Origin of the sequence: Companilactobacillus jidongensis (assembly GCF_003946575.1) — a bacterium.
GTDB lineage: Bacteria > Bacillota > Bacilli > Lactobacillales > Lactobacillaceae > Companilactobacillus > Companilactobacillus jidongensis.
On the sequence record NZ_RHOP01000002.1, the window covers coordinates 104,815 to 126,002 of the forward strand.

The following is a 21,188-nucleotide window of genomic DNA, read 5'->3' on the forward strand; positions in this document are numbered from 1 at the left end:
ACTTTTTTTAATCTAATTGCAATCTTTTAATCAATTTCTTCGAACATATCGGCGGAATCAGTCTTCTTAGTTGTTTCTTTAATGTTCAAAACTCTAATCTTCATAGTCTTTTCACCAAAATGAAGTTCCATTGTGTCACCAACGGAGACCTCTGTAGACGATTTGGCTACACGATCATTGATCAATGCACGGCCGTTGTCCGCAAACTCCTTTGCAACGGTTCTTCTCTTAATAATTCTACTTACCTTCAAAAATTTGTCTAATCTCATAATTAATCCTCAATCTTCATGAATTTTGTAATGAACTCGCCCATTGGCAAAATTTCCCATTCACTTTTGCTCAAAACTTTTAATTTCTTGGATAATTCCAAATAAATCATTACCCCAATTGGAATTAACACAATACTAATTAATATACTGTGCTCACGGCTTAAGAACAAGTAATGTGAGCTAATAGTAGCCAAAATCTTAAGAACAACGCCCATAAATATTCCGATTGAAATAACTTTGATCAAAAAATCTCGATTCAATAGGAAAACACCATTATCGTAGATCAAATACATTCCTACCAGAATAATGCATTCACTCAAGATGGTTGCTAAAGCTGCTCCAACAATATTTAAATATGGTATCAGCAAAATATTCAATGCTATCTTTGCGACCAATGAAATGATGAATAAAACCAACTTTATCAAGTTTTTTTCATCATCACCACTAGTTATCGCCACCATCAAGTTAATGAACGAAACGATCACGATCGACAACATGTAAATTGCCAAAGCTAGTGAACCGTCTGCCGTCGTGAACAGCATCGTATTAACTTCCGGCATCAAGGCGACCAATCCTGCAGTCTCAGCGACCGCCAGCCAGAGACAGACACGCATCATCTTCTGAATGATCGTCTTATTGACCTTGGTCTGATTAGTCTCTCGTAGCTGCGGCATGATCGTCGATACGAATGAAAGTGAAATAACAATTCCTAGTTGTATCAATGGTTGTGCCCGATCGAAGACGCCCTTTAAAATTTCGGCATGGTCGATCGGCATGCCACTATGCATCAGCAATCTCAAAATTGTAAACGAATCAATAAACTGATAAAAAATCGTAATTCCTGTAAAAACAACGATCAAAAGTATTTCTAATGCTAATCCACGTTCAATCTTTATCTTAACTTCTTGATCATCTCGTAACCAAGTCTCGCGTTGCTTAACAAAAGTTATCATCAATACCACGACTGCAAACAGACCACCAATAAAAGCTCCACTGTTAGCAATTGTACCCATTTGGTAAATATCAAAAAAACCTCTGCCAAATAAAATTGCTGAACCAATGATAATTATAATTCTAATAAATTGTTCCAAAATTTGTGAAATCGCACTCGGTGTCATTTCTAGATCACTCTGGAAGTATCCTCGAAAAGTTGCCTCAAAAGGAACTAGTAAAAACGTTAAGGACACCGCTCGAATCTCATGAAACAACTGTGAATCTCCCATAAAAATGGCTAAGTATCTAGCCGAACCCCAAAGAAAAATAGTTATTAGCAAACATCCTGCTAGTAGTGCTATAAAAGTCAGCTTGAGAAGTTTACTTTTTGCCGCCGGACTTTCCTGCTGAGCAAAGGTCTTCGAAATAACTACTGGTAATCCTGATAAAGCTAAAACTGAAAAAATACCATAGATTGGATAAACCTGCTGATAGATAAAATATCCCCGATCACCAACAATGTTTTGTAGCGGAATTCGATAAATTGCGCTCATCAGTTCTGAAAAAAGTGAAGCAATCGTCAGAATCCACGTACCTTTGATGGCTCTTGATACTTCTCTCTTCATTGTTATTAGTTTTTAATTTTTTCCTTTTTTAGTTTGTCGAACTCTTTTGCCATTTCTATAGCAAACTTTTGTAATTGTGGGAACCATTCACCTTTTCCAACACTACCTGAATCCAAAGAAATACTGAATTCATCTTTGTTGTTGTGAACAGTTGCTTTCATCGTCGTATTACCTAAGAATTTGAAGACCAAGTCACCTGTCAAATAATCATTAGCTTTGTCGGAGAACTTCAAGACGATCATACCGCTCTTCATAATGACATTCTTAACCAATGACTCATCTAATGATGTCTTCAACAAACTGACATCCAACAAATTAGAAACTTCTTGTGGATAATCACCAAAACGATCCAACAATTCGGATCTAACCTCTTGATAATTCTCATCTGAATCAATTTGACGGATACGTTTGTACAATTCAACTTTTTGACGTTCATCACTTATATAATCAGATGGAATATAAGCATCCAATTCTAAGTTCAATTCAGCGTTAGTCTTCTCAGCCTTAGTATGACCACGTTTCTTGGCAACAGCGTCATTTAACATCTGTGTATAGAGATCGAATCCAACTGAATCAATGAATCCATGTTGTTGCTTACCTAGTAAGTTACCGGCACCACGAATTGACAAATCACGCATTGCAATCTTGAAGCCTGAACCTAATTCTGTAAAGTTCTTGATGGCTTCTAGTCGTTGTTCTCCTACTTCGGTCAAAACCTTGTTAGGTTTGTACATCAAATAGGCATAGGCAACTCGATTAGAACGTCCCACACGTCCACGAATTTGATACAGCTGTGATAAGCCATATCGGTCAGCATTTTCAACAATCAAGGTATTAGTGTTTGGCATATCAACACCGGTTTCAATGATAGTCGTTGTAACCAAAACATCATAATCACCGGCAAGATAATCGGAAATAACACCTTCCATTTGAGTCTCAGTCATGCGACCATGTGCCGTCGCAATTCTGGCATCCGGAACTAATGCTTGTAATTGCCCAGCAACTTGCTCCATATCATCAACCCGATTGTGCAAGTAAAAGACTTGTCCGCCACGCTCCATTTCGCGCTTGATTGCCTGAGCAATGACATCGTAATTTTGTTCCATTACATATGTTTGGACTGGATAACGATTGCTTGGTGCTGTTTCGATCAATGATAGATCTCGCACACCTAGCATCGACATGTTCAATGTTCTAGGAATCGGTGTCGCTGTCAGCGTAAGCACATCCACATTGGCTTTTAATTGCTTGATTTTTTCCTTGTGCTTAACGCCAAAACGCTGTTCCTCATCAATTATCAATAGACCAATATCTGAGAACTTAACGTCCTTTGACAACAATCGGTGTGTACCGACAACGATATCAACTTGGCCTTCGGCCAATCCTTGAATGATTTCCTTACTGTGTTTTCTTGATTGGAATCTTGATAATACCTCAATATTAACTGGAAATCCCTCGAAACGATCTTTCATCGTTTGGTAATGTTGTTCAACTAACAAGGTCGTCGGAGCCAAGAAAACAACTTGCTTACCTGCTTCAACGGCCTTGAAGGCTGCACGTAAGGCAACTTCTGTCTTACCAAAGCCAACATCTCCAACTAATAATCGATCCATGGGGTGGGCCTTTTCCATATCGTGTTTGATCTCATCGATTGAACGCAATTGATCTGGTGTTTCTGGATATGGGAAAGCATTGTCGAAGTCATGTTGCATATCATCATCTTTAGGGAATGGATAACCCTTTTCAGCCTCACGCTTAGCATATAGGTCAATCAAGTCATCAGCAATATCCTCAATACTTGATTGAACTTTACGCTTAGTTTTTTGCCATTCATTACCACCAAGTTTGTTGACACGCGGTGACTTGCCTTCAGCTGAAACATATTTTTGCACCATATCCAATTGTGATACTGGAATAAATAGTCGACCATCGTCACGATATTCGATGGTAATGTAATCTTGATGCTTCCCATCGACTTCCATCGTCTGCATCCCAATGAACTTACCAATACCATGATTAACATGAACCACGTAATCACCAGGCTTGAGTTCGTTGTAGCTCTTCAAACGTTCAGCATTAGCCAAGGTCTGATGACGACGACGTTTAGGCTGCTTATTAAACAATTCTTTTTCCGTAATGATGGCTACTTTTTCTTCGGGCATCTCAAATCCTAGTCCCAAACTAGCATTCATAATTTGCGTCTGATCTTCAATTACTTTTTTATCAGTCGTCAAAGTAGCCTTGATTCCGAAGTCGATCAAAGTATTATTGATGGCCGAAATACGTTTTTCATTATTGATCAACAGTAAGATCGTATAGCCTTGTTTTTGCCAACGCTCTACTTCTGACTTCAACAATGGCATCTGACTGAAAAATTGTTGCATACTTCTGACGGGCACATTGTGTAATTGATCAAGGCGGATATGTCCCATTCCTTGTTGAAAAGCTGACATGTAAACTTGCGAATTTTCGTTTGTTTTCATCATTTCAATGAAATCTTGACGAATTACTTGTTCAGGCAACGCCTTACCAAACTCTAACTGACTAGCTAACCAGGCTTGATTATCAGCTCTGTTGTCATTGGACTGCTCAACCAAACGACTGTATTCGTTGAACATGATAATATCATCAGTGTCTAAATAATCCAATAAACTACTAGGTTCGTCCGATAAGAAGTCAATAATGCTACCAATATTATCAGGACGCATTCCTTCTGACAATTCTGCAATCATTTGTGAAAAAGTCAGATCTAGATTAGTCTTAACTTCTTTATTATCGCCTGCTGATTTAACTTGTCTGTCATAACTTTTCTGAAGTTTTTTCAATCCAGCTTCAACTTGTTCAGCAGTAATAACACGATCATTGGATGGTAAAATTTCAATTTCATCGAGTTCCTCCATACTACGCTGTGTTTCAGTATCAAAGAATTTAATCTTATCGACGTCATTACCAAAAAATTCGATTCGGACAGGATTATCGACATTCAGTGGGTAAATATCAACAATATCACCACGAATAGCGAAGTCACCTGGCTTCGCAACTAATTTATCTTTGTTATAACCCATTTGTACAAAAGTCGAATTAAGACTTTCCAAGTCATATTCTTCATTCATGGCAATTTTCATTTGTGCTGATTTGAATAGTTCCTTTGACGACAGTGCATATTCCAGTCCAGCAACTGAAGTCACCACGATACCTGGTTCATCACTGACCAAGAAACTAAGGGCATCGATCCGCTGACTCAATTCATCAGGTGAACTAGTTGCTATTTCAGTTGATATAGCCTCTTCAACTGGAAAAATATGCATGTGTTCACTATCTAACAGGTTTAAATCATCGTATAAACGGTTTGCATGAAAGTTAGTGTTTTCTACTATTAATATTTTTTTGTTTTTTTGTTTAAGTGTTTGTAATGCAAATAGGGAAATCGTTGAACCAATCAATCCCGTCAACATATTTTTTGTCTTTGGTTTGACTTGTTCAATAAATTCCCCAAGATTCAATTTATTTGCAATAAAGTCTATTAGGTTCACGTTTGATTCCTTTCTGTTAAGAGAGTGGAGAAAGCCGGGAGATTCTGAGCACTGCCTAAGATAGCGAAGGTGCCAACGAAGTTGGTGCATTTGCTATCTGTAGCAGGCGCAGGAATCTGGCTTTCGGAACTCGTTTTGGAAAACGGATAAGTATGCGAAAACGAGTTTCGGAGGGACAAACCTCTGCGCTTACTACGATTAATAATTGCACCAACTTCGTTGGCACCATCATTAATCTAGGTAATGCTCAAGGTCTGACCGCCCCTCCTACACTCTCTATCAATTATACTTATTCATCAACTGATCAAACGTATCTCCAGCGATCCAATCTTTTACAGCACTTGCTGCGTTATCGATCCCAGTCAATGCGACTGGTGCTTGGTCCTTGGTAAATGGAGTCAAAACCCAATTTACGACGGTCTGTTTGTCTGGATGTTGAATACCGATCTTAATACGTTTGAAGTCTTTTGTACCCATAGATGCGATTATACTCTTAATCCCATTATGACCACCGGCTGAGCCCTTGGCACGTAGTCTAATTTTACCGATTGGCATATCAAGGTCATCTTGGATGACCATAATTTCTTCTGGTTTGATTTGATAATATCCTGTCAAGAATTTCACAGCTCGACCGGATTCGTTCATAAATGTTAAAGGTTTAACTAGAAAAACCGTTTCGCCGTCAACTTTGAATTTACAATATTCAGCCTCAAAATCTTTTTTCATTTGAGTTTGACTATATTCTTCCATTAACTTGTCGATCGTCATGAAGCCCATATTATGCTTTGTACGGTCGTATTTTTTTCCTGGATTTCCTAATCCAACGATAAGTTTCATATTAATACCTCATTTCAACTTGTAATTATATCATGCAAAAAGTGGGAATTTTTTACTTTTTTCACAATCACCCTGTTTATTTTCAAAAATTATTTGTATAATTGGATACGAAACATATTTATTTCGAAGGGATGATAAAAAAATATGACAACTCCAACAAATGAAAAGAACCACCAAAAAGTACTTCTAGTTGGTGACGGTGCTGTAGGTTCAACTTTTGCCTACGCAATGACACTTCAAGGTATTGCACAAGAACTAGTAATCTGCGATATCGCCAAAGATAAGATTAAGGGTGACGCAATGGATCTTGCTGATGCACTTCCATTCTCATTCCCTAAGAACATTCACGCTGGTGAATATTCAGATGCCAAGGATGCTGACATCGTTGTTATCACTGCTGGTGCTCCACAAAAACCAGGTGAAACAAGACTTGACCTTGTTAACAAGAACTTGAACATCTTGAAGACAATCGTTGACCCAATCGTTGAATCAGGATTCAATGGTATCTTCTTAGTTGCTGCTAACCCAGTTGATATCTTGACATACGCTACTTGGAAACTTTCAGGCTTCCCTAAGGAACGTGTAATTGGTTCAGGTACATCACTAGACTCAGCTAGACTACAAAAATTCGTTGGTGAAGAATTAGACATCGACCCTCGTGCCGTTAATGGTTACATCATGGGTGAACATGGTGATTCAGAATTCGCTGCATGGTCACACTTGTCAATCGGTGGAGTTACAATGGCTGAATGGATGGAACAACACCCAGAGGTTACACAAGATACTCTTGATGCAATCTACAAGAAGGTTGTTAACGCTGCTTACGACATCATCAATACTAAGGGTGCTACATTCTACGGTATTGGTACTGCACTTGCAAGAATCTGCAAGGCATTGCTAAACGACGAAAACACTGTTCTTCCATTATCAAACATGATGACTGGTCAATATGGCGTTTCAGATATTTATATCGGTTCACCTGCTATCATCAACCGTAAAGGTCTAAAACAAATCATCGAAGTTCCATTGAACGATGAAGAATCAGAACAAATGAAGAAATCAGCTGCAGAACTTGAAAAAATTCTTAAAGATGGTTTTGAAGCTACAGGTATCAAGGGTCGTCAATAATCCTTAATATTCAAGCTAAGAGTTGAAACTTATGTTTCGACTCTTTTTTTTTTCATTTTTTTACTGTATTATTGATTCAACTAGAGAAGATTGGATGTGTGATATATATGTTAGTAAAATCATTGGTTTTAAAAAAGGAAAAACTCACAACCGTCAAAGAAACTGTAACTCTTGAAGAAGCCTTGAAGGTTCTTGAAGACTCAGGTTATCGTTGTGTACCAATTCTTGACGAAAGTGGTCAAATATTCAGGGGAAATATTTACAAGATGCACATTTATCGTCATAAGTCACGTGGCGGAGACATGAACTTGCCCGTAACAACATTGATGAAAAACGCTACTAAGACAATTAGTGTTGACTCACCTTTCTTCAAAGTATTCTTCAACATCAAAGATCTTCCTTACATTGCCGTACTCGATGAATCAAACTTATTCTACGGAATCCTAACTCACTCAAGATTATTGAGCATGTTATCTGATTCATGGAATCTAGAAATCAGCAGTTACGTTTTGACTGTAAGTTCATCAGGCGATCGTGGTGATCTTGAAAAAATGTCGAAGATAATTTCGAAGTACGCTTCAATTTCCGCCTGTGTAACATTGGACGCTAAGTCGAACGAAGTTGTCCGTCGTACATTGTTCACATTGCCTTCAGGTACAAGCATTGACACCTTGAAAGAAATTATCAAACGTCTTGAAAAGAAGAGCTTTGTCGTTGCTGAGATCGATGATTTGAAGTCTGGTAAGATTTTGAACCGTGACACTTTATAATTAATGAAAAATAAAAAATTGTTACCTTAATTGGTAGCAATTTTTTTGTTTAATCCATCGATTGAAGTTCATATAATTCTGAATACAATCCTCCAGCCGCAAGTAATTCATCATGTGTTCCTCGTTCAGCGATACGACCGTGGCTCAAAACTAATATTTGATCAGCATCTTGAACAGTCGACAATCTATGCGCAATGGCAATCGTCGTTCGATCATCCCTCATTTTTGATAATCCCTTGGTTATACTCTGTTCAGTCTGGGGATCGATATTTGCGGTAGCCTCATCCAGTATTAATACCTTCGGATTACGGACAATAGTTCTAGCAAACGAGATTAATTGACGTTGTCCAGCTGAAAAACTGCTGCCGCGTTCAATTACCTTAGCATGGTACTGGTCAGGTAAATTCTCAATAAACTCATCTGCATCAACAAATCTCGCGGCCTGTTCAACTTGCTCATCTGAAATACTGTCATCATACATGCGAATATTATTAGTAATGTCGCCATAGAATAAGTATGGTTCTTGAATAACTAACCCCAACTTATCACGCAATTCCTTAGTTGAATAATCACGAATATCATGATCATCAATCAGAATCTGACCTTCGCCAAACTCATAAAAACGCAGCAAGATATTAATAATCGAACTCTTACCACTTCCCGTATGTCCAACCAAGGCAACGGTTTGTCCTGGTTCAACCGTGAAAGAAATATCCTTCAAGATTGGTTCTCCTGGTACATAACCAAAGGTAACGTGGCGAAATTCAATTTTACCGACCGCAATCTTAGCATCACTGGCTTCATTTTGTTTCGGATTAGTTGTCTGATTATCAAATAATTTCATAATTCGATATCCAGCAACCATTCCATCTTGGAAGTAGGACATATAGTTCATAACATTAGAGAGTGGATTAAAAAAGTTTTGTTGATATGAAATAAAAGCATAGATGACACCTGCTGCCACAATTGTATGTGTGCTTTCTAATCCAAATCCACCTAAGGCAATTACTTCAGCCAATGTGAACATCAAAGTAATCGTTGGATACAGCAAGAATGAATTAACATTGATCATCTTATTTCTTTGTGTGAAGTACAAATTATTCTTATGTTCAAATTCCTCGATCATCCGCTTCTGTTGACCAAACTGTTGAATGATGCTGATACCCATTAGTGACTCATTCAGTTTGGTATTGATCTGGCTCAAATATTCACGCAAACGTTGATAGATTTTGGAGCTCAAATGTTGATACAACCAAATCAAAACATACAGTGCTAAAACAAATAGCGCTGTCGCAATTGCCAATGTAGCATTAACTGACATCATTGCCACAAAGGCTGAAATTATTGAAAATGCTGCCACTAAGATCATCAAAAACAATGTCCAAAAATCATACAAGGTCTTAGTATCATTGGTCACTCTGGAAACAATCGATCCAGCAGGTGTCTTGTCAAAGTAGTCCATCCCTAAAGTATGTAGCTTGCGGAATAACTGACTGCGAATTTGTTCCAGTGTCCGTTCGGCTCCCATTGAAAAAGCAAAGTTTTGAACAAATTGAACCATCGCCTTGATGACTGTTCCGATAAAATAAACAATCGCAAAACCAATAATGATCTGAATACCAGTGTCTTGATGAACCAAGTAGTGATCCATATAATATTGCAACAATCTCGGTAAAATTATATTAATCACGCTCAAACCAACGGCAAAAATTATTGCCGTAATAAATTGGCGTTTGAATGCCCAAGCAAAACTAAACAACCGTTTCAAAATATTTCGTTGCTGTTTTCTAGAAAGTGTTTGAATGTCATCAATTGTTGTTTCTTCTTTTTTATCCACGATTGTCTAATCTCCCTTCTATTTCTGCATTTTTAGCTTGCAAATTGAACGTATCATAATACCAGCCCTTATTAGCCAGTAATTCTTGATGGGTTCCGTGTTCGATGATCGTCCCATGATCAACCACCAATATTTGATCGGCATATTCTACTGAACTCAATCTGCTGGCGGCGATAATTGTCGTACTCTTACTTCGGTTGGCGGCAATGCGTTCTTCAATATTACGTTCCGTTTTCGAATCCACCGCTGATAATGAATCATCTAGAATCAATAACTCAGGATCACTCAAAACAGCCCTAGCAATCGCTAGACGTTGTTTTTGTCCACCAGACAGTGAAACACCTAACTCACCTACTTGAGTGTCGTAACCCTTAGGCATACCATCAATATCATGATTCAAATCCGCAATGTGCGCCGCTGCCGTAACTTGTTCCTGTGTCGCATCAATATTCGCAAATCTAATATTGTCACGAATATCGGTTGAGAACAAAAAGTTAGTCTGTGGAACATAACCAATGGTGTCCAAATAATTATTTAACTTAAAGTCACGAATATCGTGATCACCGACAGTAATTTGACCGTTGTAGTGATCGAAGTCACGCATCAATAAGCTAATGATCGTTGACTTACCACCACCAGTTGGACCAACGATACCCATTGTTTGACCCTCTCTTAATTCAAAACTGACATTGTTAAGTGCAGCTGCTTCGTCATCTGGATAATGGAACTTTTTCATTTCAAAATCTAAAACACCGTTTGGTGCGGATTTCACTTCGTGACGTGGGGCAACTAATGATGATTTTTCATCCAACAATTCAGTAATACGATCATAACTAGCCGAGCCACGTTCCAAAATATTAAACAAGCTACCAATAGCAAACATTGGCCAAGTTAACTCTGCCATATAAGTAATAAAGGAGACTAATTCACCAATCGTAATCTGTGAGTGGATAACCGCCAGTCCGCCAAGGATAATTGTAATGACATATGAGATACCCATGATTATTGAAGTCAATGGATCAAACATAGCATCTAGTCGATAGGACTTTTTATTTGCTTTAATATTTTTATCCACATACTTATCAAAGTCTTGTTCATCTTGATGTTCCTGACCTAATGCCTTTAATACTTTGATTCCAAGAATACTCTCCTGCGTCTTGTTGTTGATACTGGAGAATGCTGCTTGCGACTTCATGAAGGCATCATGAATCTTATTTCCAAGTACATTCGCCATAACTGCCAACAGAAGCAATGGCAAAATAGCATAAAATGTCAGCTTCCAATTAACAAACATCCCCATCGCAAAAATCATCGACAGTCCGGTTATTAAAGAATCAGCCAGCGTCAACACTCCGGGACCAGCAACTTCACGAACCGCATCAATATCATTTGTCGCGTGTGCCATTAAGTCACCAGTCCGCCACTTCTGATAAAAAGTTGTGTCCATCTTCATAAAATGCCTGAAGAGACGATTACGCAAATCTCGTTCCAAAACATAAGAACTACCAAAAATCATTTTTTGCCAAACAAACCTCAGCAAATATCCCAAGATAGCTACTAAGACTAATAAAATCAAATTCATCATTAAAAAATGAATCGTCAGCGTCCTCTTACTGACAGCATCGACAATGATACCAACTATACGTGGTGGTATTACATTACAGGCGGCAACCAATAATAGTGCCAGAACTCCTAATGTATACTGCTTCCATCGATGCTTAAAAAACCAACTTAATCTAGAAAAAATCCCCATATTAATTCACCTATCATTAAAAATTCAATACTAGTTACTTTACACCTTCAAGTAGACTATAAGGCAACATTTTTGTTTTAAAAATTTCAATAAAAAAACCACATCATTTCTGATGTGGTTTGATTTTTAATCTATTTAACATACTTTCTAGGTAATCTCTCACTCAATCCACAAAGAACTTCATAATTAATAGTTCCAGCATATTGAGCAACTTCAGTAGCAGTGATCTCATCATCGCCATCTTTACCGATCAAAGTAACCTTACTGCCAACTGGCATTTCTTCAGGTAATTTAACCATGAATTGGTCCATGCAGACGCGTCCGACAATTGGGCAACGCTTGCCATTGACCAAGACTTCAAATTCTTGCATACGACGCAACCAACCATCAGCGTAACCCATTGGAACAGTTCCGATCCATTCGGAATCTTCACTGGTATAGGTGGCACCATAGCCAACACTATCACCTTTATTGATCCGCTTAACAAAGACTAGTTCTGAATATAGACCCAAGGCAGGTTTCAATTCATATGGGGTCTTTGTAATATCAGTTTGTGATGGATTCAAGCCATACAAGGCAATTCCGTCACGAATCAAATTAACTGCTAAATCTTGATGCCATAAGGCTGTGGCTGAATTAGCACAGTGAACATATTTGAATTCAGTTGGTAAGTCACTAGACATTTCTTTGAAACGACTAACTTGTTTTTCAAAGTATTTTTCATCCGGATTGTCAGCTGTAGCAAAATGAGTAAATAATCCTTCAGCAATAAATTTATCAGAATTATCATTTAAATAATTACAAGCAGAAATTAAATCAGCTTTTTCTCTAAAACCAATTCTACCCATGCCACTATCAATTCCCAAATGAACTTTGAGATCTTTAACTCCAGTAGCAGCAGCTTGCTGTAACCACTCTAAACTACCCACAGTTAACGAAATATCAGCGTCTGCGGCAATTTTGGCATTATCTACACCAGTTATGCCCAAAACTAATATTGGAGCTTGAACGCCATTTTGACGTATTTCAAGGCCTTCATCCAGGGTAGCGACACAAAGTCCGCTAGCGCCGTATTCTAGTTCAGCCGTAGCGACTGCCACTAGCCCATGTCCATAAGCATTGGCTTTGACCACAGCGAAGACATCTGTACCTTCTGGTACAGACCTCAATTCGTTCTGCAAATTTTCCTTTAGATTACTTAAATTAACCTCGACATATGCGGGGCGATGGATTGATGGTAACATGTGATACCTCCTAAAAAGTTACAAACAACTATTCAGACTTATCAACATCCTCAATAATAACTTCTGTTATTACAAGTTCATCCGTATCTGAAATAGAAATTTGAATGTTTCCCTCAAAAATATCCGTTTTTATATATGGTTGACCAGACTCATAATTTAATACACTCAAATCATGAAATCCAATCTTGCCTAATCCGGTTCCCATGGCTTTGGTAAATGATTCTTTAGCTGAAAACCTACCTGTCAAATAAGTCATTTGAGCTTTTTCAGTCTTCTTAGTTAAGAATACCGCCATTTCCTCACTTGTCAAAACCTTATCCGCAAATCTAGGATGTCGACCATAGATCTTACGAACACGATCGATTTCCGCAATGTCTACTCCTAGTCCTTTTATCATAATATCTCTCCATAATTTTTTTGAAAAAAAAGACAAAGCAAATTTAATCACCTTGTCTTCATTACTTATATTATAAAACAAATGTTTTATTTTCCAAATATTTACGTCAAATTAAAGATTTGTTCTAATCTTGAAGTTCTTCTTTGATTGACCCTTTGACTTAGATGAACTGTTGCGGCTGTCATGACGTTTTTCGCCTGACTTACCACTACCACCACTGTGGTTGCTGTTTCCACCACGATCATCATGTCTTCTTGAATGATGGTTGCCACTACCGCCACCATTACGGTTACGATCACGGCCGCCACCAAAACGTCCACGTCTACCATGGCCTGAACGGCTGTGACTAGTTTTACGTGAAGGAAGTGGTCTTTCTGGAGCAATCTTAACAGGAACACTTTGTGCGTCCTTGATAGTTGTGCTCAAGTAAACCTTAACTAAGTCTTCTGGTGAATACTCTTCTAACAATTGCTTAACAGCATAGTCGAAACGATCTAAGTTCTTGTCAACACCAATAGTATTCTTAACTTCTTCTTTAACTGCCTCCAATTGTCCTACAAGAACTTCATTGTCAGTAGGTGGAGCAAGTGGTTTCATACGCTTCTTTGTAAGATTCTCAATTGTACGTAAGTAACCCATTTCGTTAGGTGTAACGAATGTTACAGACACACCAGAATGTCCGGCACGACCAGTACGGCCAATACGGTGAACATAACTGTCAGGGTCTTGAGGAATATCATAGTTATAAACGTGTGACACACCTGAAATATCTAGTCCACGAGCAGCAACGTCAGTTGCAACAAGGAATTCTAGCTTACCAGCTTTGAACTTACGAAGGACACTAGTACGTTTGTCTTGTGACAAATCACCGTGAAGTCCTTCAGCATTGTATCCACGAGCTTGCAAACCACGTGTTAATTCATCAACACGACGCTTCGTTCTACCGAAGATCAAGGCTAATTCTGGTCCTTGAACATCAAAGATTCTTGTCATTAAGTCGAACTTCTCGAAGTCGCGAGCCTTAACGTAGTATTGATCGATCTTGTCAGCAGTTAATTCTTTTGACTTAATCTTAACGATCTTAGGTTCTGTCATGAACTTATCAGCAATACGCATGATAGGCTTAGGCATTGTTGCTGAGAACAATAGAGTTTGGTGTACGTTAGGAACATTTGAAAGAATACTTTCAATGTCTTCAACGAATCCCATATCTAGCATTTCGTCGGCTTCGTCCAAAACAACTGTTTTGACGTTACCTAATTTAAGAGTGCGTCGGTTGATATGATCGAGCATACGACCTGGAGTACCAACAACAATATTAGGATGATTCTTTAAGGCACGAATTTGTCTTCTGATGTCAGAACCACCATAAACAGATTGAACTCTAACTTTTTTGTCGCGGCCTAATCTGTATAACTCTTCTTGAGTTTGGATAGCTAATTCTCTAGTAGGTGAGATAATTAGCGCTTGAATATCTGTAGATGACATATCGATGGCATCTAAAATTGGTAGACCAAAAGCAGCGGTCTTACCTGTACCTGTTTGGGCTTGTCCAATGACGTCGTCTCCGGCTAATACCATTGGAATAGTTTCTGCTTGAATGGGGGTAGTTTCTTCGAAACCGGCCTCATTTACAGCTTGTAGTAATCTTGAATCTAAATTTAATTCACTAAATTTCACAAAAATCCTCCAGTTGTTACGCGTTAAAATCACAATTGGCAACTATAACACGTTATTCAATCATTCTCAAATAACACACTCTTATACTAATTTACTTAATACGTTCTCCAAATGAATGCCATGACTAGCCTTTAATAAGACAGTGTCAGTTGAGTTTATTTCTTTTTCTAAATCATTTGTTAATTCCGTTAATTGATCCTTGCTATACCAAATCAAATCATTATCAGCATATTTTTGATCCAACTTGGTTTTCAGAGCCTTCATTTCATCCCCTACAAGATAAACTTTTGCAAAGTCCCTTGTATTGATGTGGTCCGCAAGTGATTCGTGCAAATGTTTTGATGCACTACCGAGTTCCAGCATGTCTCCTAGAACGACGATCTTACGTCCAGGGGTTGAAATCTTTTTGAGACTTTCTAGAACTTCAATTGCAGCAGTCGGGTTTGAGTTATATACATCACTTAAAATGTCTGCGCCATTTTTTGCTTTTAACCATTCTGTTCTATTCTCGGTAACATATAGGTCAGCCAAAGCTTTTGCCATAGCCTCTGGCTTAACATGAAGGGCTTGACCAACTAAAATTGCAGCCAAGGCATTCTTAACATTATATTCGCCCATCATCGGAATATCAAACTCTAAGTCCGGCCAAAGGTTAGTTTTGAACGAAGTTGTCGACTTCCCAGCCTTTATTGACGTAGCGTAAAGCGTATTCACATCTTTTTTTCCAAAAGTTAATTTTTTTTGTTCAACTTTTTGAGCACGTTCGGTCAATAGCGGTTCGTCACCGTCAAAAACAAACTTGCCGTCCTCTTGCAGATGATCGACTATCTCCATTTTAGCATCAGCAATCTTATCACGTGTGCCAAAGAACTCAATATGAGCCTCACCGACCATTGTAATAACTGAAATATCCGGATTAGCCAGACTACTTAAGTGATCGATCTGACCTGGACGATCCATTCCCATTTCTACCACTAATACCTCTGTATTGATCGGCATGTTCAAAATAGTAAATGGCACTCCGATCTCATTATTAAAGTTCATTGGTGTCTTAGCCACATTGTTATTAGTTGCTAGGATTGCTGCAATCATATCCTTAGTAGTTGTCTTACCGTTACTTCCGGTAACAGCCACTACCTTAGGATTGACCTTTGCCAAATAATACTTAGCTAATGTCTCAAACGCAGTTGAAACATTCTTAACCACTACATAAGGAATCTCTTGATTAGGGATTTCGTGATCACTCTGCCAAACAGTTGCACTGACCCCATTAGAAATTGCACTGCCGATAAATTCATGACCATCACGTTCACCTTTTAGTGGGAAGAACAAGTCTCCCTCCTTAGCTTTGCGACTATCAAAACAAACCCCAGTAATATCTACGTCAGGCACAGAGTCAACGTTGATTTTTAAAGCAGAATAAACTTCTTTTAACTTCATTTTCATGAATATTTTTCCCCAATTCTGAAAAATTATTTTAATCCACACTAAATAAAAAGAGTATAGTATATTATTTAGAAAGGAATTGATGCACTATGACATCTAAATCATCAAAAGTATCTGGGGAGAATAGTTATTGGCGACGTAATCTAACTGTTCTCTGGTTCAGTACTTTCATGACAGGTATTGGCTTTAGTATGATAACACCCTTTTTGCCATTATACATTAATCAACTGGGGAATTTCACAAAAAACCAACTTGTCATTTGGAATGGTATTGCATTCTCTTCTACCTTTTTAGTTATGGCGATCGTATCTCCTATTTGGGGGAAAATTGCTGATCGTAGGGGCCGTAAGCTCATGCTTATCCGTGCCGCTCTTGGTATGGCAATCGTCATCTCACTTCAAGCCTTTGTCACAGCTGCTTGGCAAATTGTCGTTTTAAGACTCTTGCAAGGTGTCTTCTCAGGTTTTGTAAGTAACGCTAATACTTTGATTGCATCAACTGCCCCACGTGCAGAAAGTGGTAAAGCACTTGGTACATTGAATACCGGTGTCATATCTGGTACATTACTCGGACCATTAGTCGGTGGTGTAATTGCACAATACTTCGGATATAGAATTCCATTTATGCTTACTGGATCTTTATTATTCTTGGCATTTATTTTGGTCACGATCTTTATTAAGGAAGATTTCACCCCTATTCCTAAGGGTGAAGAAGAATCAACCAAAGAAATTTTCCACAAGTTGAAAAATCCTAATTTGATCCTAGCAATGTTTGTTACTACCATGATCATTCAAACATCTAATAACTCGATCAATCCAATTATCAGTTTATATGTTAAACAACTAATGCATGGATCTGACAAAGTCACCTTGATTGCCGGCTTCGTTGCTGCTGTTCCTGGTATTGCTAATATCATTGCTGCCCCACGTTTTGGAGCACTAGGCGATAGGATCGGTACCAGTAAGATTTTGATCGGTGGCTTGATTTTTGCAGTTCTAGTATATATTCCACAGGCGTTTGTTACTAACGTCTGGCAACTGGCAACCTTGAGATTCTTTGTTGGAATCTCAGATGCTTGTCTAGTTCCACAAGTTCAAACCTTGCTGGCGAAGTATACTGACGCAAAATACACTGGTAGAATCTTCGGATATAACCAGTCGTTCCAATCCGTTGGTAATGTCTGTGGACCGTTACTTGGTTCGTTCATTTCTAGTACCCTAAGCTACTCCGCTGTCTTCATCAGTACCAGCTGTTTGGCAGCCATCAACTTGGCCTGGGTATCCACGCATTTCAGAGCAAAAAAAGGTAAAAAAATAAAAGCCTCCTAATATAGGATGGCTTTTTATTTTTGTGATAAACCATATTTCTTGTTGAAACGATCGATACGTCCATCTGCTTGAGCAAACTTTTGCTTACCAGTATAGAAAGGATGTGAGTCTGATGAGATTTCAACACGAATTAGTGGATATTCTGTACCTTCGTAATCAGTTGTTTCGCTTGATTGAACTGTTGAACCAGCTAAGAACTTCTTACCTGTTGATGAGTCCATGAATACAACTTGGTGATAATCTGGATGAATTCCTTGTTTCATTCTATGTCGCTCCTTTGCCCTAAATCTTTTGCAGAAATAGAGATTAATTTACTAACGGTATTAAATATTAACATGAACTTCCACTTTATTCAATACAATTTTATTTTTGTAAGACTACTTTTTGATCAGAAACCTCATCTATTAGATCTTGATCGTGATCAATCAGCAGCATCGTTGGATGCTGTTTTTTGATTGCATCAATAATCTGTTGGCGCGTAATAACGTCTAAGAAGTTTAGTGGCTCGTCCCACAGATAGACATTTGCTTCTTCCGACAAACTAATTGCCAAAGCAACTTTTCTCTTTTGACCTTGACTCATGTTTTCCACAGGTTGATCAAATAGCTCACGTTCAAAGCCTAATTTGCGCAGATTTGAAAAAATCATTTCTGCATCAAGATGTTTTTTAGTAGCAAGCTCTCTGATCATACCGGTTAATTCGTCTTCTTGAGCTAGATACGAGACTTTTACATTGCTGCCAATATGCAACTCTCCTGTTTGTTCAAATGGCTGTCTGAGGCCCAGAATCTGTTTAAAAACTGTTGTCTTCCCCACACCATTTTGTCCAACTAAAGCAATAACTTTATTAACAGGCAACTTAAAGCTTATTTCTGGGGTTACCACCTCATCGTGTCTTAATTGTAACTTATCCACAGTAATTAAATGTTTCGGATGGTTTAATTCCACGTAATTTAGTTTGATGGGGTCTTCGATCTCAATATTTTTGAGTAGACTCTGTTTCGTGTCGATTTCTTTATCCACACGATTAGCAATCGTTTTAGCCTTTTTCATCATTTTGGCAGATTTATGACTGATGAAACCCTTGTCCAAGTTGACTTGTTGCAATCCAGTTTTAAATTTACCTTTCTCAGTCTGGCGTGACCAGTTTTCTCTTTTCACAGCCGTTTCGTGTAACCTGTTGATATCTTTTTTGAGATGATTCTTTTCCTCAAGCTCCGATTTATCTTGTAAATTCTTCTCATGTTCCCAAGTATCGAAGTTTCCCTTATACACATCAACATCTTGACGATTGATCGAAATAACATGATCGATAACTTGATTCAAGAAGGTCTTATCATGACTGATAACAATGAAGCCCTTCTTACTCTTGAGATAATCGGCGACCACCTTACGTCCAACAATATCTAAATGATTAGTTGGTTCATCGATCAACTGGAATCCATAATCATCAATGAATAGAATCGCCAATAATATTTTGGTTTGTTCTCCCGGACTTAAGGTCGAAAAATCCTGTTCTAGAACATCAGACTTAACTTGTAACTTATCCAACTCCACTTCAATTTTCCACATATCGTAATCTTCTAAGTCAGTTAATTCTTTGACGATTTCCACAGCCGAACGGTTTTTATCAGCAATCTTCTGTGGATAATAATAAAAATTCAAGTTGGAAATAATTTGTCCACTGTACGGCAACTTTCCCAGTAAAATATTCATCAAAGTTGTCTTACCACGGCCATTGCGACCAATCAAGCCTAGCTTCCAGCTCTCATCGATCCTCAGATTTAGTGAATCGAATAAATTATCCACCATTTGATCATATTTAAAGTTTAAATTTTCTATTTGTATTGTTCCCATAAATAAAACACCTCGTTTACGGTGCTTTGACTCCAACAAAAAAAGGACACTAATTATCAGCATCCTTTAAAATTATATCTTTTAAGGGACAGACATTGAGACACACTAAGTCGAAGTCAAATTACACACTTATTTTGTATAATTTAAAATTTCAACTTAATTTCTCAACGGCTGCACTCCCTTTCTTGTTATAAACTATTTAATAATCTACCAACAAATTAAATATCTGTCAATACTTTATTCAACTAAATCATCTTCACCGATCAACTTAACATCGGCACCTAGACAATGCAACTTCCAAACAACCTGGTCGTATCCACGCAGAATATTCTCAGCATTGTTAATAGTTGTTTGTCCATCAGCCAACAATCCGGCAATCATTAAGCAGGCTCCAGCGCGAATTTCTTCAGCTGAAACTGTTGCTCCCTTGAGCTCAGCACCACCACGAACAAAAATCAAATCATTTTCACTCGTAATATTAGCGCCCATCTTGTTGAGTTCTGCAATGTGCTTGATACGCTTAGGATAAATCGTATCGATCACCATTGCTTCACCACTAGCCTTCATCAGAAGTGGTGTGATGGGTTGTTGCAAGTCTGTCGCAAAACCTGGATATGGCATCGTCTTAATATTTACTGCCTTTAATTCCGGAGAATTCTTGACATAAATACTATCTTCACCAATTTCCAAATTAACGCCCATTTCATCTAACTTAGCCAAGAATGCATCCAAGTGTTCACTGATGATATTTTTGACTAATATTCCGCCACCATTGGCAGCGGCCAAACTCAAATATGTCCCTGCTTCGATACGATCAGGAATGATAGTATGTGCATTATTTGAACGCAGACTATCAACACCTTCGATACGAATAGTTTCCGTACCCACGCCACGAATAACAGCTCCCATATTGTTAAGGAATGTTGCTAAGTCAATAATTTCTGGTTCCTTAGCAGCATTTTCAATGATGGTCGTACCTTTAGCTTTTACAGCAGCCAAGATAACATTAATAGTAGCCCCAACTGAGACCATGTCCAAAAAGATCTTTGCACCTTTTAGTCCGCCATTTGGGGTTGTAATAATGATCTGACCGTGTTTGTTTTCAACCTGAGCGCCGAGTGCTTCGAATCCCTTGATATGTTGATCAATTGGACGTGGTCCAATGTCATCGCCACCTGGGAAACCAACCACAGCTCTGCCAAAACGGCCCAACATAGCTCCCATAAAGTAATATGAAGCACGCAAACTGCTTACCTTACCACTAGGTAGTTCGGCAAATTGAATCTTTGTCGGATCGATCTTTAATACGTCATCTTTCATTTCTGAAGAAACGTTCATATCTTTCAAAATAGAACGTAAATTTTTTACATCTCTAATTTGTGGAACTGAATCTAACACAACAGGTGTATCAGATAATATAGCGGCTGGAATTAGCGCCACAGTGCTATTCTTAGCACCGCCAATTGTTACTTCACCTGATAACTTTTTTCCACCATTGATTACAAGTTTTTGCATAAGCTTTTCCCTAACTAATTTTTAACTACTTCAGG

Annotated in this window: 16 protein-coding genes; 3 read left to right on the plus strand and 13 right to left on the minus strand. The window is 38.2% G+C overall.

What is annotated here, in order from left to right; translation table 11 throughout:
• Window positions 1–26: 26 nt before the first annotated feature.
• From EKM68_RS01850 to pth, 4 genes are all read right to left on the minus strand, one after another.
• The gene (locus EKM68_RS01850) at window positions 27–269 is read right to left on the minus strand and encodes an RNA-binding S4 domain-containing protein (protein WP_125587957.1); all 243 of its coding nucleotides are present in this window, start codon (window positions 267–269) and stop codon (window positions 27–29) included.
• Window positions 270–271: 2 nt separating this feature from the next.
• Window positions 272–1,828, minus strand: coding sequence for a putative polysaccharide biosynthesis protein (locus EKM68_RS01855; RefSeq protein WP_125587958.1), 1,557 nt, complete (start codon window positions 1,826–1,828; stop codon window positions 272–274).
• 5 nt (window positions 1,829–1,833) lie between these two features.
• Complete coding sequence (gene mfd / locus EKM68_RS01860) at window positions 1,834–5,361, minus strand: transcription-repair coupling factor (protein ID WP_125587959.1); 3,528 nt, start codon at window positions 5,359–5,361, stop codon at window positions 1,834–1,836.
• Between the two features lie 279 nt (window positions 5,362–5,640).
• Window positions 5,641–6,198, minus strand: coding sequence for an aminoacyl-tRNA hydrolase (pth, locus tag EKM68_RS01865; protein ID WP_125587960.1), 558 nt, complete (start codon window positions 6,196–6,198; stop codon window positions 5,641–5,643).
• 144 nt (window positions 6,199–6,342) lie between these two features.
• On the opposite strand from pth, the gene EKM68_RS01870 reads away from it, so the two are divergent.
• Window positions 6,343–7,326 carry an L-lactate dehydrogenase gene (locus EKM68_RS01870; protein WP_125587961.1) on the plus strand — a complete coding sequence of 328 codons (984 nt, stop codon included), beginning with the start codon at window positions 6,343–6,345 and terminating at the stop codon, window positions 7,324–7,326.
• 107 nt (window positions 7,327–7,433) lie between these two features.
• Window positions 7,434–8,096, plus strand: coding sequence for a cyclic di-AMP binding protein CbpA (cbpA, locus tag EKM68_RS01875; RefSeq protein WP_125587962.1), 663 nt, complete (start codon window positions 7,434–7,436; stop codon window positions 8,094–8,096).
• A 49-nt stretch (window positions 8,097–8,145) separates the two neighbouring features.
• Here the strand turns inward: cbpA and EKM68_RS01880 are convergent, their stop codons facing one another.
• The 6 genes from EKM68_RS01880 to EKM68_RS01905 all read right to left on the minus strand — a co-directional run bounded on the left by EKM68_RS01880 (window position 8,146) and on the right by EKM68_RS01905 (window position 16,453).
• Entirely contained in the window at window positions 8,146–9,933 is a 1,788-nt protein-coding gene (locus EKM68_RS01880) for an ABC transporter ATP-binding protein (protein ID WP_125587963.1), read from the minus strand.
• Entirely contained in the window at window positions 9,926–11,686 is a 1,761-nt protein-coding gene (locus tag EKM68_RS01885) for an ABC transporter ATP-binding protein (RefSeq protein ID WP_125587964.1), read from the minus strand. Before EKM68_RS01885 ends, EKM68_RS01880 begins: the two co-directional genes overlap by 8 nt.
• A 131-nt stretch (window positions 11,687–11,817) precedes the next feature.
• The gene (alr, locus tag EKM68_RS01890; RefSeq protein ID WP_125587965.1) at window positions 11,818–12,930 is read right to left on the minus strand and encodes an alanine racemase; all 1,113 of its coding nucleotides are present in this window, start codon (window positions 12,928–12,930) and stop codon (window positions 11,818–11,820) included.
• A 28-nt stretch (window positions 12,931–12,958) separates the two neighbouring features.
• The gene (gene acpS / locus EKM68_RS01895) at window positions 12,959–13,327 is read right to left on the minus strand and encodes a holo-ACP synthase (protein ID WP_056979751.1); all 369 of its coding nucleotides are present in this window, start codon (window positions 13,325–13,327) and stop codon (window positions 12,959–12,961) included.
• A gap of 111 nt (window positions 13,328–13,438) precedes the next feature.
• Window positions 13,439–15,007 carry a DEAD/DEAH box helicase gene (locus EKM68_RS01900; RefSeq protein WP_125587966.1) on the minus strand — a complete coding sequence of 523 codons (1,569 nt, stop codon included), beginning with the start codon at window positions 15,005–15,007 and terminating at the stop codon, window positions 13,439–13,441.
• Window positions 15,008–15,088: 81 nt separating this feature from the next.
• Window positions 15,089–16,453, minus strand: coding sequence for a UDP-N-acetylmuramoyl-tripeptide--D-alanyl-D-alanine ligase (locus EKM68_RS01905; RefSeq protein WP_125587967.1), 1,365 nt, complete (start codon window positions 16,451–16,453; stop codon window positions 15,089–15,091).
• 89 nt (window positions 16,454–16,542) lie between these two features.
• Between EKM68_RS01905 and EKM68_RS01910 the strand changes: the two genes are divergently transcribed.
• Window positions 16,543–17,781, plus strand: a complete 1,239-nt coding sequence (locus EKM68_RS01910) for a multidrug efflux MFS transporter (RefSeq protein ID WP_125587968.1) — start codon at window positions 16,543–16,545, stop codon at window positions 17,779–17,781.
• 14 nt (window positions 17,782–17,795) lie between these two features.
• On the opposite strand, the gene EKM68_RS01915 is transcribed toward EKM68_RS01910, so the two are convergent.
• From EKM68_RS01915 to EKM68_RS01925, 3 genes are all read right to left on the minus strand, one after another.
• On the minus strand, window positions 17,796–18,044 hold the full coding sequence (locus EKM68_RS01915) for a type B 50S ribosomal protein L31 (RefSeq protein ID WP_125587969.1): 249 nt from the start codon (window positions 18,042–18,044) through the stop codon (window positions 17,796–17,798).
• A 100-nt stretch (window positions 18,045–18,144) separates the two neighbouring features.
• On the minus strand, window positions 18,145–19,638 hold the full coding sequence (gene abc-f / locus EKM68_RS01920; protein ID WP_125587970.1) for a ribosomal protection-like ABC-F family protein: 1,494 nt from the start codon (window positions 19,636–19,638) through the stop codon (window positions 18,145–18,147).
• A 237-nt stretch (window positions 19,639–19,875) separates the two neighbouring features.
• On the minus strand, window positions 19,876–21,153 hold the full coding sequence (locus EKM68_RS01925) for a UDP-N-acetylglucosamine 1-carboxyvinyltransferase (RefSeq protein ID WP_125587971.1): 1,278 nt from the start codon (window positions 21,151–21,153) through the stop codon (window positions 19,876–19,878).
• Window positions 21,154–21,188 lie beyond the last annotated feature (35 nt).

What these genes read in the sequence shown, in the direction of transcription:
- EKM68_RS01850 (WP_125587957.1), bottom strand. Translation starts at nt 269, where the DNA reads ATGAGATTAGACAAATTTTTGAAGGTAAGTAGAATTATTAAGAGAAGA.
- EKM68_RS01855 (WP_125587958.1), bottom strand. Translation starts at nt 1,828, where the DNA reads ATGAAGAGAGAAGTATCAAGAGCCATCAAAGGTACGTGGATTCTGACG.
- pth (WP_125587960.1), bottom strand. Translation starts at nt 6,198, where the DNA reads ATGAAACTTATCGTTGGATTAGGAAATCCAGGAAAAAAATACGACCGT.
- EKM68_RS01870 (WP_125587961.1), top strand. Translation starts at nt 6,343, where the DNA reads ATGACAACTCCAACAAATGAAAAGAACCACCAAAAAGTACTTCTAGTT.
- cbpA (WP_125587962.1), top strand. Translation starts at nt 7,434, where the DNA reads ATGTTAGTAAAATCATTGGTTTTAAAAAAGGAAAAACTCACAACCGTC.
- EKM68_RS01885 (WP_125587964.1), bottom strand. Translation starts at nt 11,686, where the DNA reads ATGGGGATTTTTTCTAGATTAAGTTGGTTTTTTAAGCATCGATGGAAG.
- alr (WP_125587965.1), bottom strand. Translation starts at nt 12,930, where the DNA reads ATGTTACCATCAATCCATCGCCCCGCATATGTCGAGGTTAATTTAAGT.
- acpS (WP_056979751.1), bottom strand. Translation starts at nt 13,327, where the DNA reads ATGATAAAAGGACTAGGAGTAGACATTGCGGAAATCGATCGTGTTCGT.
- EKM68_RS01905 (WP_125587967.1), bottom strand. Translation starts at nt 16,453, where the DNA reads ATGAAAATGAAGTTAAAAGAAGTTTATTCTGCTTTAAAAATCAACGTT.
- EKM68_RS01910 (WP_125587968.1), top strand. Translation starts at nt 16,543, where the DNA reads ATGACATCTAAATCATCAAAAGTATCTGGGGAGAATAGTTATTGGCGA.
- EKM68_RS01915 (WP_125587969.1), bottom strand. Translation starts at nt 18,044, where the DNA reads ATGAAACAAGGAATTCATCCAGATTATCACCAAGTTGTATTCATGGAC.
- abc-f (WP_125587970.1), bottom strand. Translation starts at nt 19,638, where the DNA reads ATGGGAACAATACAAATAGAAAATTTAAACTTTAAATATGATCAAATG.
- EKM68_RS01925 (WP_125587971.1), bottom strand. Translation starts at nt 21,153, where the DNA reads ATGCAAAAACTTGTAATCAATGGTGGAAAAAAGTTATCAGGTGAAGTA.